Source organism: Streptomyces sp. NPDC005302, from assembly GCF_040607345.1.
Taxonomy (GTDB): Bacteria; Actinomycetota; Actinomycetes; order Streptomycetales; family Streptomycetaceae; genus Streptomyces.
The window spans coordinates 322164-335220 of sequence record NZ_JBEXGN010000002.1; the positions used below are offsets into that span (position 1 = coordinate 322164).

The 13057-nt window shown below is 72.7% G+C and carries 12 protein-coding genes; 9 read left to right on the plus strand and 3 right to left on the minus strand.

Annotated elements, in window-relative coordinates; translation table 11 throughout:
- Positions 1–62 precede the first annotated feature (62 nt).
- The 6 genes from ABZT74_RS03805 to ABZT74_RS03830 all read left to right on the plus strand — a co-directional run bounded on the left by ABZT74_RS03805 (position 63) and on the right by ABZT74_RS03830 (position 5902).
- The gene (locus ABZT74_RS03805) at positions 63–1997 is read left to right on the plus strand and encodes an ATP-binding protein (RefSeq protein ID WP_356433310.1); all 1935 of its coding nucleotides are present in this window, start codon (positions 63–65) and stop codon (positions 1995–1997) included.
- A complete protein-coding gene (locus tag ABZT74_RS03810) occupies positions 1994–2401 on the plus strand; it encodes a roadblock/LC7 domain-containing protein (RefSeq protein ID WP_081217889.1) in 408 nt (135 codons plus the stop codon). Before ABZT74_RS03805 ends, ABZT74_RS03810 begins: the two co-directional genes overlap by 4 nt.
- The gene (locus ABZT74_RS03815; protein ID WP_356167162.1) at positions 2398–2754 is read left to right on the plus strand and encodes a DUF742 domain-containing protein; all 357 of its coding nucleotides are present in this window, start codon (positions 2398–2400) and stop codon (positions 2752–2754) included. Before ABZT74_RS03810 ends, ABZT74_RS03815 begins: the two co-directional genes overlap by 4 nt.
- Positions 2735–3373 (plus strand): ATP/GTP-binding protein, encoded by a 639-nt coding sequence (locus ABZT74_RS03820; RefSeq protein WP_355873809.1) that lies wholly within the window; start codon positions 2735–2737, stop codon positions 3371–3373. Before ABZT74_RS03815 ends, ABZT74_RS03820 begins: the two co-directional genes overlap by 20 nt.
- Positions 3370–4584: a cytochrome P450 gene (locus tag ABZT74_RS03825; RefSeq protein ID WP_356167165.1), complete on the plus strand. Its 1215-nt coding sequence runs from the start codon at positions 3370–3372 to the stop codon at positions 4582–4584. The genes ABZT74_RS03820 and ABZT74_RS03825 overlap by 4 nt, the downstream gene beginning before the upstream one ends.
- 97 nt (positions 4585–4681) lie before the next feature.
- Positions 4682–5902, plus strand: a complete 1221-nt coding sequence (locus ABZT74_RS03830; protein ID WP_356433311.1) for a cytochrome P450 — start codon at positions 4682–4684, stop codon at positions 5900–5902.
- A gap of 235 nt (positions 5903–6137) precedes the next feature.
- Here ABZT74_RS03830 and ABZT74_RS03835 read toward each other — a convergent pair whose 3' ends face one another.
- On the minus strand, positions 6138–7505 hold the full coding sequence (locus ABZT74_RS03835) for an FG-GAP and VCBS repeat-containing protein (RefSeq protein ID WP_356433312.1): 1368 nt from the start codon (positions 7503–7505) through the stop codon (positions 6138–6140).
- Positions 7506–7893: 388 nt separating this feature from the next.
- Between ABZT74_RS03835 and serC the strand changes: the two genes are divergently transcribed.
- Positions 7894–9012 carry a phosphoserine transaminase gene (serC, locus tag ABZT74_RS03840; protein ID WP_356167171.1) on the plus strand — a complete coding sequence of 373 codons (1119 nt, stop codon included), beginning with the start codon at positions 7894–7896 and terminating at the stop codon, positions 9010–9012.
- Between the two features lie 129 nt (positions 9013–9141).
- Here serC and ABZT74_RS03845 read toward each other — a convergent pair whose 3' ends face one another.
- On the minus strand, positions 9142–10152 hold the full coding sequence (locus ABZT74_RS03845) for a WD40 repeat domain-containing protein (RefSeq protein ID WP_356433313.1): 1011 nt from the start codon (positions 10150–10152) through the stop codon (positions 9142–9144).
- Between the two features lie 229 nt (positions 10153–10381).
- On the opposite strand from ABZT74_RS03845, the gene ABZT74_RS03850 reads away from it, so the two are divergent.
- Positions 10382–11065, plus strand: coding sequence for an SGNH/GDSL hydrolase family protein (locus tag ABZT74_RS03850; protein ID WP_356167177.1), 684 nt, complete (start codon positions 10382–10384; stop codon positions 11063–11065).
- A gap of 192 nt (positions 11066–11257) precedes the next feature.
- Positions 11258–12250 (plus strand): aldo/keto reductase, encoded by a 993-nt coding sequence (locus ABZT74_RS03855; protein WP_355873772.1) that lies wholly within the window; start codon positions 11258–11260, stop codon positions 12248–12250.
- A gap of 139 nt (positions 12251–12389) precedes the next feature.
- On the opposite strand, the gene thpR is transcribed toward ABZT74_RS03855, so the two are convergent.
- A complete protein-coding gene (thpR, locus tag ABZT74_RS03860; RefSeq protein WP_356167182.1) occupies positions 12390–12980 on the minus strand; it encodes an RNA 2',3'-cyclic phosphodiesterase in 591 nt (196 codons plus the stop codon).
- Positions 12981–13057 lie beyond the last annotated feature (77 nt).

Below are 13057 nucleotides of genomic sequence, written 5' to 3' on the forward strand. Positions count from 1 at the left end.
CCCGACCGAGGACACGACCGAGGACACGTTCTTCCCCCAGGAACACGACCGAGGACCGATTGATGACCCCGCCCCTGACCTCCGGCGAACGACCCACCCTGCGCGCCACCGCGCCCCCCGTGCTGACCGCCGCCGCACTGGCCGCGATCGCCGTGGCGGCCGCCGTCCTGCTCGCCCCCGCAGCCGCCCGCACCCCTCTCGCCTGGGGTCTCGGCAGCGCCGCCGTGCTGCTGTGCGCGGCCGTCGCGGTGACCGTCCGAGCCGTCGGGACGGCGAGGCTCCTGCGCCGCCGGCTCGACTCGGTGACCCAGGACGCGGGCCGGCTGCTGCACGAACGCGCCCGGCAGGCCGAGGAGTTCGCCGCCGAGCGGGCCCGGATGGCCGACGAGGCCGCCCGCGACCGCAGGCACGCCGCCGAGACGGCCGACCGCGAACGGGCCCGGCTGACCGAGGACGCCGCGCGTGAACGCGACCGGCTCACCGCGGAGTTCACCGCCGAACGCGAGCGGCTCACCGCGGAGTCCGACGCGGAACGCGACCGGTTCGCCGCCGACCGCGCCCGCCTCACCGCCCGCACCGCCGAACTCGACGCCCGCGCACGGCAGTCCGCGAGTGAGCGTGCCGCCGCGATCTCCGCGACCGCCAACGCGGCCGGACGCATGCAGGCGCTGTCCACCGGCATGCTCGCCGACCTGCGGGCCATGGAGGAGCGGCACTCCGACGAGGACGTCCTCGCCGACCTCCTCCACCTCGACCACCGCACCGCGCAGGCCGGCCGGCTCGCCGACTCCGTCGCCGTCCTGGCGGGCGCCCGCTCCGGACGCCGCTGGGCCCGCCCCATCGTCATGGAGTCGATCCTGCGCGGCGCCATGGGCCGCATCGGCGGCTACCAGCGGGTGCGCGTGCACTCCGCGAGCGAGGCCGCCGTCGCCGGACACGCCGCCGAGGGCGTCATGCACGCCCTCGCCGAACTCCTCGACAACGCTGCCACGTTCTCCCCGCCGACCGCCGAGGTCCACGTGTACGTGGAGGAGGTCCCCGCCGGCGTCATCGTCTCCGTCGAGGACAGCGGCCTGGTGATGGGCGACGTCCAGCTGCGCCGCGCCGAACGCGCCGTCTCCGGCGAGGCCGCGGACACCGGCGGCCTCGGCGGCCTCACCGGCACCCGCCTCGGCCTCGCGGTGGTCGGCCGGCTCGCCCGCAAGCACGGCCTGAAGGTGTCGTTCCGGCCCTCCGCGCGCGGCGGCACCGGCGTCCTCGTCCTCATCCCGCAGGACCTCCTCACCCCGCCGAGCACCGCGGCAGGCGCCACGCCCGGCACGGCCCCCGCGGCCACCGGAACCGGCACACCCGCGCCCGCCGCCGTCGACGGCCACACCTCCGCGCCCGGCACCCGCGACCACCGCGAACCCGAGGCGCGGCACGGCACCGACGGGCCGCGGGAGAAGGCCGGCCCGGCCGAGGACCACGACGCCCCGGCCTCCCGGCCCGCCCAGGACTCCCCCACCGCCACCGCCCCCGCGTCGTACGCGGCGGGCCGCGCGGCCGGGGACCTCGACCCCGACCCCGTACCGGCGCACGACTCGCCCCGGCACGAGCAGGGGCCCGCGGCCACCGGAGGCCTGCCCAAGCGGCGCCGCGGCCGCACGCTCGCCCACGCCGAGCGCAGCCGCTCCCACACGACGCCGCAGGCCGCTCCCGAGGCCCGTGGCGGGGAGGACCCGAGGACCCGGTCCGCGGCCCGCTTCGGCAGCTTCCGGCAGGCGGTGCGCGGCACCGCTCCGGACGCCTCCGACGCCGTACGGGCCGAGGAGCCGCAGGCCGAGGAGTCCGGGCGGGCCCGGTCCGAGGACCACGTCCCCGGACAGCGGACCGCGCCCGGCGCGGACCGCGCCACGGACGGCACCCGCGACGAGGCCGACGCACGGGGCGCCGCCCCCCTCATCACGTCCACCCCCACCCAGCACGCGCTCCCGGAAGGCGACACCACCTCATGACCGGCACCATCACCGCCGACGAGAAGCTCTCCTGGCTCATCGAGGGCCTCCTTGAGCGCACCCCGGGCGCCCGGCACGCGCTCGTGCTCTCCCGCGACGGCCTGAAGCTGTGCCGCACCCCCGAACTGTCCGTCGACCAGGCCGACCAGCTGGCCGCGATCGCGGCCGGTATCCAGTCGCTCTCCCACGGGGCGTCCGTCGAGTTCGGCGACGGCTCCGGAGGCGTGCGCTCGGCGATGGCCGAGTTCTACGGCGGAGTGCTGTTCATCGTGGAGGCGGGTGACGGCGCGCACCTCGCCGTCGTCACCGCCGAGGACGCGGACGCCGGACTCGTCGGGCACAACATGAGCGAACTCGTGGAACAGCTGGGCGAGTACCTGAGTGCGCCGCCGCGGACGTCATGAGCCGTCCCGGCAGGGACGACGCCCCCGACCGGCTGTACACCCTCACGGGAGGCCGCAGCCGGTCCGGGCCCGACACCCCCTTCGACCTGGTGACCCTGGTGGTCGCCGAGTGCGAGCCGGTGACGGGAATGCAGTCCGAGCACACCGCGATCCTGCGGATGTGCGAACGGCCCACCGCTGTCGTGGAGATCGCGGCGGAGCTCGGGCTGCCGGTGTCGATCACCCGCGTCCTGCTGTCCGACCTGCTCTCCGCGGGCCGGGTCAGTGCCCGCCATCCGCACACCACCGTTCCCTCCGGCCTTCCCGATCCCGACATCCTGGAGCAGGTGCTCGTTGGACTCCGTAACCTCTGACGCTCGTGCGCCCCTGTCGGCGTCGGCCGACAACGGCCTGAAGATCGTGGTCGTGGGCGGCTTCGGCGTCGGCAAGACGACCCTGGTCCGCTCGGTCAGCGAGATACGTCCCCTCAACACCGAGGAGACGATGACGCAGGCCGGCGAGGCCGTCGACGACATCAGCGAGGTGCGCGGCAAGTCCGCGACCACCGTCGCGTTCGACTTCGGCCGCATCACCCTCGACGCCCGCAACGTGCTGTACCTGTTCGGGGCGCCCGGCCAGGAACGGTTCTGGTTCCTGTGGGACCGGCTGTTCTCCGGCACGCTCGGCGCCGTCGTCCTCGTCGACACCCGCCGCATCGACGACTCCTGGTACGCCATCGACCGGCTGGAGCACCACGGCACCCCGTTCATCGTGGCGTGCAACGACTTCGGCGGACCCGCGCACACCCCCGCGCAGATCCGTGAGGCCCTCGACCTCGACCCGCACGTGCCGCTCCTCGACTGCGACGCCCGTTCCCGGGAGTCCAGCAAGCGCGTGCTGATCACGCTCGTGGAACACCTCCAGTCCCTGCACGCCCGCCACGGCGCCGCCACCGCGGAAGACGCCCTGACCGCACCGGAGCCCGCGCTGTGAGCCCCACCCCCGCCCCCGTCCCGCTCAGCGGCCCCCGGTTCCAGACCGAACCGGCCGAGCTGTACCGGGAGATGCGGCGCGACCACGGATCGGTCGTGCCCGTCGTCCTCGACGGCGACATCCCCGCCTTCCTCGTCGTCGGCTACCGCGAACTCCACCAGGTGACCGGCGACCCGCAGCTGTTCAGCCGCGACTCGGACCTGTGGAACCAGTGGGAGCGCATCCCCGACGACTGGCCGCTGCTGCCGATGATCGGCCGCAAGCAGCCCTCCATCCTCTACACCGTCGGCGAACGGCACCGCGAACGCGCCGCGATGATCAGCGACGCCCTCGAAGCCGTCGACCCCTTCGAACTGCGTTCGCACGCCGAGAAGTTCGCCGACGAACTGATCGACGCGGTGTGCGCCAAGGGCGAGACGGACATCATCGGCGACTACGCGGCCCTGCTCCCGGTCCGTGTCCTCGCCACGCTCTACGGCTTCTCCGACGAGGAGGGCCCCGGCCTGGTCACCGCGCTCAACGACATGATCAACGGGCGGGAGGGGGCGCTCGACGGACAGCGTCATCTCGCGTCCTCCATGGCGCGGTTGCTCGCCGACCGCAAGGAGACGCCGGCGAACGACGTCGTGTCCCGGATGCTCGCCGACCCCTCCGGGTTCACCGACGAGGAGATCGCCCAGGACCTGATGGTCATGATGGCCGCCGGGCACCAGCCCACCGCCGACTGGATCGGCAACTCGCTGCGCCTGATGCTCACCGACGACCGCTTCGCGGCCTCCCTGTTCGGCGGCCGGCACAGTGTCGCCGAGGCCATGAACGAGGTTCTGTGGGAGGACGCCCCCACCCAGAACGTCGCCGGACGGTGGGCGTCGCGCGACACCCAGCTCGGCGGACGCCGCATCCGCACCGGCGACCTCGTCCTCCTCGGCCTGCAGGGCGCCAACTCCGACCCGCAGGTCCGTACCGACAGCTCCGCCCTCACCGGCGGGAACAGCGCCCACTTCGCCTTCGGACACGGCGAGCACCGCTGCCCGTTCCCCGCGCAGGAGGTCGCCGAGGTGATCGCGCGAACCGGTATCGAGGTCGTCCTGGACCGGCTGCCCGACATCGACCTGGCCGTGCCCGCCGAGGCACTGGCCCGGCGCCCCTCCCCCTGGCTGCGGGGCCTGAGCGAACTGCCCGTCACGTTCACGCCCGTGCCCGTCCTCTGAGACCCCGACGCACCCGGCCGGCCACCCGCCGGCCGGGGTCCGGGGGCTGCCCCGGGAAGACGCCGTACTCCTACCCCGCCCCTGGAGGGACCCCCGCATGACCACCGGTACCGAAGAGACCCGCATCGCCCTGGACCCCTTCGTCACCGACCTGGACGGCGAGAGCGAGGCGCTGCGCGCCGCGGGTCCCCTCGCCGCCGTCGAACTGCCCGGCGGCGTCCCCGTCTGGGCGGTCACGCACCACGCCGAGGCGCGCGCCCTGCTCACCGATCCCCGCCTGGTCAAGGACATCAACGTGTGGGGTGCCTGGCAGCGCGGGGAGATCGCCCCCGACTGGCCGCTGATCGGGCTCGCCAACCCGGGCCGCTCCATGCTCACCGTGGACGGCGCCGACCACCGCAGGATGCGCACCCTGGTCGCGCAGGCCCTCACCCCGCGGCGGGTGGAGCAGATGCGGGAGCGGATAGCGAAGCTGACCGAGGGCCTGCTCGACGGCCTCGACGGCGACGTCGTCGACCTGAAGGCCGACTTCGCGTACCCGCTGCCCATGTACGTCGTCGCCGACCTCATGGGCATCGAGGAGGCGCGGCTGCCGCGCCTCAAGGAGCTGTTCGAGAAGTTCTTCTCCACGCAGACCCCGCCCGCCGAGGTCATCGCGACCCTGACCGAGCTGGCCGGGATCATGGCGGACACGGTCGCGGCGAAGCGGGCGGCGCCGGGCGACGACCTGACCAGCGCGCTCATTCTCGCCTCCGAGGACGGTGACCACCTCACCGACGAGGAGATCGTCTCCACCCTGCAGTTGATGGTCGCCGCCGGTCACGAGACGACGATCTCCCTGATCGTCAACGCGGTCGTCAACCTGTCCGCCCACCCCGAGCAGCGCGCCCGCGTCCTGTCCGGCGAGGCCGACTGGTCCGCGGTCGTCGAGGAGACCCTGCGCCACTCCACCCCGACCTCGCACGTCCTGATCCGCTTCGCGACCGAGGACGTCCCGGTCGGCGACAAGGTGATCCCGGCCGGCGACGCGCTGATCGTGTCGTACGGGGCGATCGGCCGGGACGAGAACGCGCACGGCCCGACGGCGGCCGACTTCGACATCAGCCGCTCGGACGGCCCCCGGCACATCTCCTTCGGGCACGGCCCGCACGTCTGCCCCGGCGCGGCGCTGTCCCGCCTGGAGGCGGGCGTCGCGCTGCCCGCCCTGTACGGGCGCTTCCCCGGCCTGGACCTCGCGGTCCCGGCGTCGGAGCTGCGCAACAAGCCGGTGGTGACACAGAACGACCTGTTCGAACTGCCGGTCCGGCTGACCGACTGACGAGGTGACGGGGCGCCCTCCTCGCGGGGGCGCCCTCTCCGGAGGGCGTCGACCGGGAGATGACCGCCCGCGAGGTCCCCATGCCCATCGGCGCTGGACTGACCACGCGAGCGGGGCCCGGGCACACCGGCCCGGGCCCCGCTCGCCCATCCGCCGGCAGGAGATCGCGGGTGGACCGAACCACCATGGAGGCGCACCCCGCCGCCCAGAACAGGCTCCTGTTCGGCTGCGGAAACTACTGCAGGAAGCCGTCGATCGGCATCGCGTCGTAGTCGGCCGCACCCGTCGTGGTGATGCCGCCGGCGGAGCCGAGCAGCCGCACGGATCCGGCGGCGCCGACCTGCAGGTCGGCCTTGCCGTCGCCGTTCGTGTCGCGCAGTCGGACCAGACCACCGAACTGGTCGTCCGCCGTCAACGCGCCGGGCACACCGGAGGTGTTGCGGGCGAACCACTGCGAGCCGGTACCGGACAGGCCGCTCGCCCGCCCCTTGAAGACGTGCACGCCGCCCGCGTACTCCTGGCCGTCGATCTCCTCGCCCCGCACGCCGACCGCGAGATCGGCGTAACCGTCGCCGTTGACGTCGCCCGCCGAGACGGTATCGCCGAACTCGTCGTAGTTCTCCGGGGTTCCGGCGACGCCACTGGTCGACTGGGTGATGCGGGTACTGCGGGACGGGCCGGTGGACGAGCCGTACCAGACGCTGACGCGGCCCTTGTACGTGGAGTAGAGGGCGGTGCCGACGGCGATGTCGCCGTAGCCGTCCTTGTCGAAGTCGGCGATGACACCGTCGCCGCCGCGCTCGGCGCTGCCGCCGTCGCCGGACTGGGACTCCAGGCGAAGGCTGTTGCCCGGGGTGAGCGAGCTGGTGCCACCCTTGATGAACCAGACGTCGGACGCGACGTAGTCAAGGGTGGCCACGTCACCGATGATCGCGAGGTCGGTCTTGCTGTCGCCGTTGACCTTGCCCGAGATCAGGGCCGTGGAGTAGAAGGACGACGTCTTGTCGAGCATGGTCACGGTGCCGGTGGTGCCGGAGCGTTTGAACGGGCCGCGGTAGACGTAGGTCTTGGATTCGTTGATGACGGCCAAGTCCTGCTTGCCGTCCCCGTTGAAGTCGCCGGTCGCCAGATCCTTGCCCATGGAGTTGTAGCGGCCCGGGTTCTTGTTCGGCAGGGTCGTGCCGGTGGACAGGCCGGAGGCGGAGCCCCAGAGAAGGGTCACGGCGCCCTGGTCGGTGCCGTGGGAGCCGTTTTCGCCGGTCGCCGCCACCGCGAGGTCGCCGTATCCGTCGCCGTCGAAGTCCGCGGCGGCACGTACCCCGCCGAACATGTCGTCGGCCTCGTCGGTACCGGGAACGCCGGCGCTCGACTGGGTGATGCGCTTCTGTGTGGTGCCGGGCCCGGTGGCGGTCCCGTAGACCACGCTGACGCCGCCGCCGTTCTTGGCGCTGAAGCTCGCGTACGCGTAGTCGCGGTAGCCGTCGCCGTTGAAGTCGTCACCGTACTTCGCAGGCGTGGCGCTCGCTGCCGCGGCAGGCAGGGACAGGGGAATGAGGCCCGCCACCAGAAATGTGGCGAGCGTGGCCATGGTGCGGTTGGGCATCGAGGTAGGGGTTCCTTGTGAGTCGCGAAGGGGGCCCCACATCGTTCACCGAGAGGTGTCCCAGGTGATGCGTGGGGTGTGCGGACAAGAGACCGATGACGGGGTCGAACGGTTGTACGTCGGGGGCGGGGAGATGTCCCAGGACCTTCGCCGCACCGGCCTGGCGCCCCTCCCCGGCAGCGCGCTCGGCTCAGTCGCCGGAAGTCCTCCGGCGTTGTCAGCCCACCGGACGTGGACCGGCACCCGGGTTGACGTGGAGCGGCTGACCAGGCAGCACTCGGAGGACCCACCCGTGCAAGGGGAAGGAATCCAAGGGGGCCCTCTTCCTCCCGTCTCAGCCGCCGGACGACGTTTCGACCAGGTTTCCCCGACCGGCTAGGCTCCCCGCGTGGCTGATATCCAGATCCCCGCTGACATCAAGCCCGCCGACGGACGATTCGGCGCTGGCCCCTCCAAGGTGCGGACGGAGGCGCTCGACGCGCTGGCCGCGACCGGCAGTTCCCTGCTCGGCACCTCTCACCGCCAGGCCCCGGTCAAGAACCTGGTCGGCACGGTCCGCGAGGGCGTGCGCGATCTGTTCTCGCTGCCCGACGGATACGAGGTGGTCCTCGGCAACGGCGGCTCCACCGCGTTCTGGGACGTCGCGACGCACGGACTGATCGACAACAAGTCGCAGCACCTCACGTTCGGCGAGTTCTCCTCGAAGTTCGCGAAGGCCGCCAAGCTCGCGCCGTGGCTCGCCGACCCTACCGTCGTCTCCTCCGACCCGGGCACCCACCCCGAGCCGGCCGCCGAGGCGGGCGTCGACGTGTACGCCTTCACCCACAACGAGACCTCCACCGGTGTCGCCGCCCCGATCAAGCGGGTCGCGGGCGCCGACGAGGGCTCCCTCGTCCTGGTGGACGCCACCTCCGGCGCCGGCGGCCTGCCCGTCGACATCGCCGAGACCGACGTCTACTACTTCGCCCCGCAGAAGTCCTTCGCCTCCGACGGCGGCCTGTGGATCGGCGTGTTCTCCCCGGCCGCCATCGAGCGCGCCGAGCGGATCCACGCCTCGGGCCGGCACGTCCCGGAGTTCTTCTCGCTGCCCACCGCGATCGACAACTCGCGCAAGAACCAGACGTACAACACCCCGGCCCTCGCGACCCTCTTCCTGCTCAACGAGCAGCTGGAGTGGATCAACGGCCAGGGCGGTCTCGCCTGGTCGACGGCCCGCACGAAGGACTCCTCCTCGCGCCTGTACCGCTGGGCCGAGGACAGCAAGTACGCGACCCCGTTCGTCACCGACGCCGCCAAGCGCTCGCAGGTCATCGGCACGATCGACTTCGCCGACGAGGTCGACGCGGCGGCCGTCGCCAAGGCCCTGCGCGCGAACGGCATCGTCGACACGGAGCCCTACCGCAAGCTCGGCCGCAACCAGCTGCGCGTCGCGATGTTCCCGGCGATCGACCCGGCGGACGTCGAGGCGCTCACGCAGTGCATCGACTATGTGATCGAGAAGCTGTAACCACCGCTTCCCCGCGGGGAGTTCGGGCGGTACGGGCGAGGGGCGCCGGGCACGGGAACGTGCCGGGCGCCCCTCGCGCCGTTGTCGGCGCCCTCGCTCGTACGGGTCCGGCGGGCCGCTCCGCCCGGGTCAGTTCCGGCGCAGCAGGCGCCGGAAGCCGAAGACCACGGCGAGCAGCGCGGCGACCGCGACGGCGCCGACCTTGAGGCTGCCGCTCATCGGGCCGCCGTCGTCGCCGGAGGCGGAACCGCCGCCCTGCGAGGGCGACTTGCCGTCGGAAGCGGACGCGCCGGGTGCGTCCTGCGGCTGCACGGGACTGTTCGCGCCCTCGCTGCCGTACATGAGTTTCGTTCCGTCGGTGGTGTACGTGACGGACTCGCCCTGTCCTTGGAGGGGCACGTTCAGGCGGCCCTCGCGTTTGATGCCGCCGCCGTTCCAGTCGTAGAGGATGCCGCCGAAGTAGCCGCGTACGGCGAGGTGCCGGCCGTCGGGCGAGAACGCGCCGTCGGTGACCCACAGGTCGATGGGGGCGACGGGCTTGAACGTGTTCGTGCCGGTCGCGGAGAGGTGGGCGGGGCCTTCGTAGAGGTGGCCGCCGTCCTCGTCCTTGTCGGCGATGTACACGCGGCCCGTCTTGGGGTGGACCATCAGCGCCTCGGCGTTGCGGGGGCCGTCGGAGTACTTCACGACGTACTGGGTGGCGCGGATCGTCTGGTCCTTGAGGACCTTCGGCTCGGGCAGCTTGTAGATCCACACGTGGTCCCACTTGCCGCCGAGGTTGTCGCCGATGTCGCCGACGTACAGGTCGCCGTCGGGGCCCAGCGAGATCGCCTCGACGTCCCGGGGCGCGCCGACGCCGCTCATGGTGACCGTCGCGACGGTGCGGCCGGTCCGGCTGTCGACGGCGTAGAGGTAGGCGCCGTCGTCGCTGTCGTTGTGGGTCCAGTACACGCCCGGGTGGATGCGGGAGGCGGCGAGGCCGCTGGACTCGGTGATGCGGGGGTCCTTGATGGTGAATCCGTCGTCCCCTCCGTCGGCGAGGGCCGGCGCCGCGAGGGCGAGGGAGGCGGCGGCTACGACAACGGCGCCGGCGAGGGCTCCGGCGGCGGTCCCGGGACGGAACGAGGGCGATCGGCGCATGGCCCAAGCCTGCCACCCCGCCCGAGCGTTCGCGTCGGCGGTGCCCGCCGAACAGCCCCCGGCCGACAGCGGACCGGCGGCGGACCGGCAGCGGACGGACAGCGGACCTGTCGCGGATGGACGGCGGACGCGCGGCGGACGCGCGGACGGGCGGTGGACCGGGCGGACAGTGGCGGGCCTCACACCGGGACGGCTCATCGCACCCCCGCCGATCGTCCATGATGAGCGGATGCTCAGGTTCATGCCCGTCGGGGACTCCATGACGATCGGTAGCGCGGGCGAACACACGTGGCGCTACCGGATGTGGCAGCACCTGCGGGCGACCTACGGGGGCCCGTTCAAGATCGTCGGTCCGCGCGAGACGCTCTACGACATGACGACGGGCGCCCCCGACTCCTACGAGTACGCCGACCCGGACTTCCCGCGCGGTCATCTGGCGGGCTGGGGCGAGGGCTGGCAGCACATGGCGCCGGTCATCCGCGAGACGGTCCGCGCCCAGCGCGCCGACGTCCTGCTGGTCTCGCTCGGCCTGATCGACCTCGGTTTCTACACCAACGCGGTGCAGACGGCCGACAACGCCCGCACGTTCGTGGCGGAGGCCCGGGCCGCGAACCCGCGGCTGCGGATGGTGCTGCTCCCGGTGATACCGAACGTGCGCGCCGAGACCGACGCCCCCTTCGCCACCGAGGTCGCCGCGTTCAACGAACTGCTCGCCAAGACGGTCGCCGACCTCGACGAGCCGCGCTCCCCGCTGCTCCTGGCGTCCCCGCCGCCCTCGTACGACATCACCTTCGACACCTACGACGGCACGCATCCGAACGCGGGCGGCGAGCACAAGATCGCGGAGGGGTTCGCCGAGGCGATGTACCAGGCGTGGGATCTGGGCGAGCCGTACGCCGCCGCGACGGCCTGAACGGCCCGCGACGGCCGCAGGCGCGAAGAGGGGGCCCTCCTGTCCGGGAGGGCCCCCTTTCGGCCCACCGGATCTGCGAGGGGCCAACCAGGGCTTCCTGGAGGGGTGTTGGACGGGCGGAGGGCCGGGCCCGGCCGGACACCGCGATCCGCTCTTGCCTAGAGCGCACTCCACCCCGTTGGCTGGTATGTCATGAAGTACACACAGCTCGGACGCACGGGGCTCAAGGTCAGCCGGATCGTCCTCGGCACCATGAACTTCGGACCGCAGACCGACGAAGGCGACAGCCACGCCATCATGGACGCGGCGCTGGACGCGGGTATCAACTATTTCGACACGGCGAACGTGTACGGCTGGGGCGAGAACAAGGGCCGTACCGAATCGATCATCGGGAACTGGTTCGCCCAGGGCGGCGACCGCCGGGAGCGGACGGTCCTCGCGACCAAGGTGTACGGGAACATGGGCGCCGAGGGCGAGCCCTGGCCCAACCAGGACAAGCTGTCCGCCCTGAACATCCGGCGGGCGGTCGACGCGAGCCTGAAGCGGCTGCAGACCGACCACATCGACATCTACCAGTTCCACCACGTGGACCGGTCGACGCCGTTCGACGAGATCTGGCAGGCCATCGACGTCCTGGTGCAGCAGGGCAAGATCCTCTACGTGGGGTCCAGTAACTTCCCCGGCTACAAGATCGCTCAGGCCAACGAGATCGCCGCGCGCCGCGGCGGCACCATCGGCCTGGTCAGCGAGCAGTGCCTGTACAACCTCGCCGAGCGGCGCGCCGAGATGGAGGTCATCCCGGCGGCGCAGGAGTACGGGCTCGGGGTCATCCCCTGGTCGCCGCTGAACGGCGGGCTGCTGGGCGGTGTGATCAAGAAGGAGGTCCAGGGCGGCCGCCGGGCGGGCGGCAGGTCCGCCGACGCCCTCGCGGACACGGCCGTACGCGGCCGGATCCAGGCGTACGAGGACCTGCTCGACAAGCACGGCCTGGAGCCCGGTGAGGCGGCCCTGGCATGGCTGCTGACCCGCCCCGGGGTGACCGGCCCGATCGTCGGCCCGCGCACCGCGGAGCAGCTGGAGTCGGCGCTGCGCGCCGTGGAGCTGGAGCTGTCGCGGGAGGTCCTGGACGGTCTCGACGAGATCTTCCCGGGTCCGGGTCCCTCGCCGGAGGCGTTCGCCTGGTAGGACGCGCCCGTGCGGGCGTCCGGTGTTTGGCGGTGGCGGTCGCTACCTGACCGCCGCCGCCATGGCCACGACGACGAACATCAGCACGAGCACACCGGCCATGATCCGGTTACGGGTCTTCGGGTTCACGCCATCGAGGTTAACGGGCCCGCTGCCCGGTCCCGTCGCCCGCCCCCAGCGGCCGGGCGGCCAGCGTCTCGTAGCGGGGCCGCTCACCGGGGATCCCGGAGGCCGGCAGGTTGCTGCGGACGAGACACAGCTCGCCCACGGTCCAGGTGGAGCCGGTGAAGCCGTCCAGGGCGGTGACGTACGGGGTGAAGTCGGCGGAGTCGCGGCTGCGGGCCAGGGTGAGGTGGGGCCGGTAGTGGCGGTGTTCCTCCATGGCGATGCCCGCCTTGCGGCCGGCGGCCTCCGCGCGGGCGGCCAGCAGCCGCAGGCTGTCGGTGTCCCCGGTGGCGCCCGCCCACAGGGCGCGGCCGCCGAAGTGGCCGCCGCCGCGCAGGGCCAGCGGGAAGGGCGCGGTGTGACGGGCGGCACGGGTCAGCCGTTCGGTGAGGTCCGGGACGGTGGCGTCGGCGACCTCGCCGTAGAAGGCGAGGGTGAAGTGCCAGCCGGGGCGGCCCGTCCAGCGCAGCGCGTCGGCGCCCGGCGTGCGCCGCAACAGGTCGGCCTCCGTGGCGAGTTCACGCACCGCGTCGGCGGGCGGCAGCACGGCCGCGAAGAGTCTCATGCGGCCACTTTCCCAGGTGGCGGCGCCCGCGCGGAGGGAATTGCCCGGTGGCCCGTTCTCCCCGTGCGCGACGGCCG

What these genes read in the sequence shown, in the direction of transcription:
- ABZT74_RS03850 (WP_356167177.1), top strand. Translation starts at nt 10,382, where the DNA reads ATGCTCAGGTTCATGCCCGTCGGGGACTCCATGACGATCGGTAGCGCG.
- ABZT74_RS03830 (WP_356433311.1), top strand. Translation starts at nt 4,682, where the DNA reads ATGACCACCGGTACCGAAGAGACCCGCATCGCCCTGGACCCCTTCGTC.
- ABZT74_RS03835 (WP_356433312.1), bottom strand. Translation starts at nt 7,505, where the DNA reads ATGCCCAACCGCACCATGGCCACGCTCGCCACATTTCTGGTGGCGGGC.
- ABZT74_RS03805 (WP_356433310.1), top strand. Translation starts at nt 63, where the DNA reads ATGACCCCGCCCCTGACCTCCGGCGAACGACCCACCCTGCGCGCCACC.
- ABZT74_RS03815 (WP_356167162.1), top strand. Translation starts at nt 2,398, where the DNA reads ATGAGCCGTCCCGGCAGGGACGACGCCCCCGACCGGCTGTACACCCTC.
- ABZT74_RS03810 (WP_081217889.1), top strand. Translation starts at nt 1,994, where the DNA reads ATGACCGGCACCATCACCGCCGACGAGAAGCTCTCCTGGCTCATCGAG.
- thpR (WP_356167182.1), bottom strand. Translation starts at nt 12,980, where the DNA reads ATGAGACTCTTCGCGGCCGTGCTGCCGCCCGCCGACGCGGTGCGTGAA.
- ABZT74_RS03845 (WP_356433313.1), bottom strand. Translation starts at nt 10,152, where the DNA reads ATGCGCCGATCGCCCTCGTTCCGTCCCGGGACCGCCGCCGGAGCCCTC.
- ABZT74_RS03855 (WP_355873772.1), top strand. Translation starts at nt 11,258, where the DNA reads ATGAAGTACACACAGCTCGGACGCACGGGGCTCAAGGTCAGCCGGATC.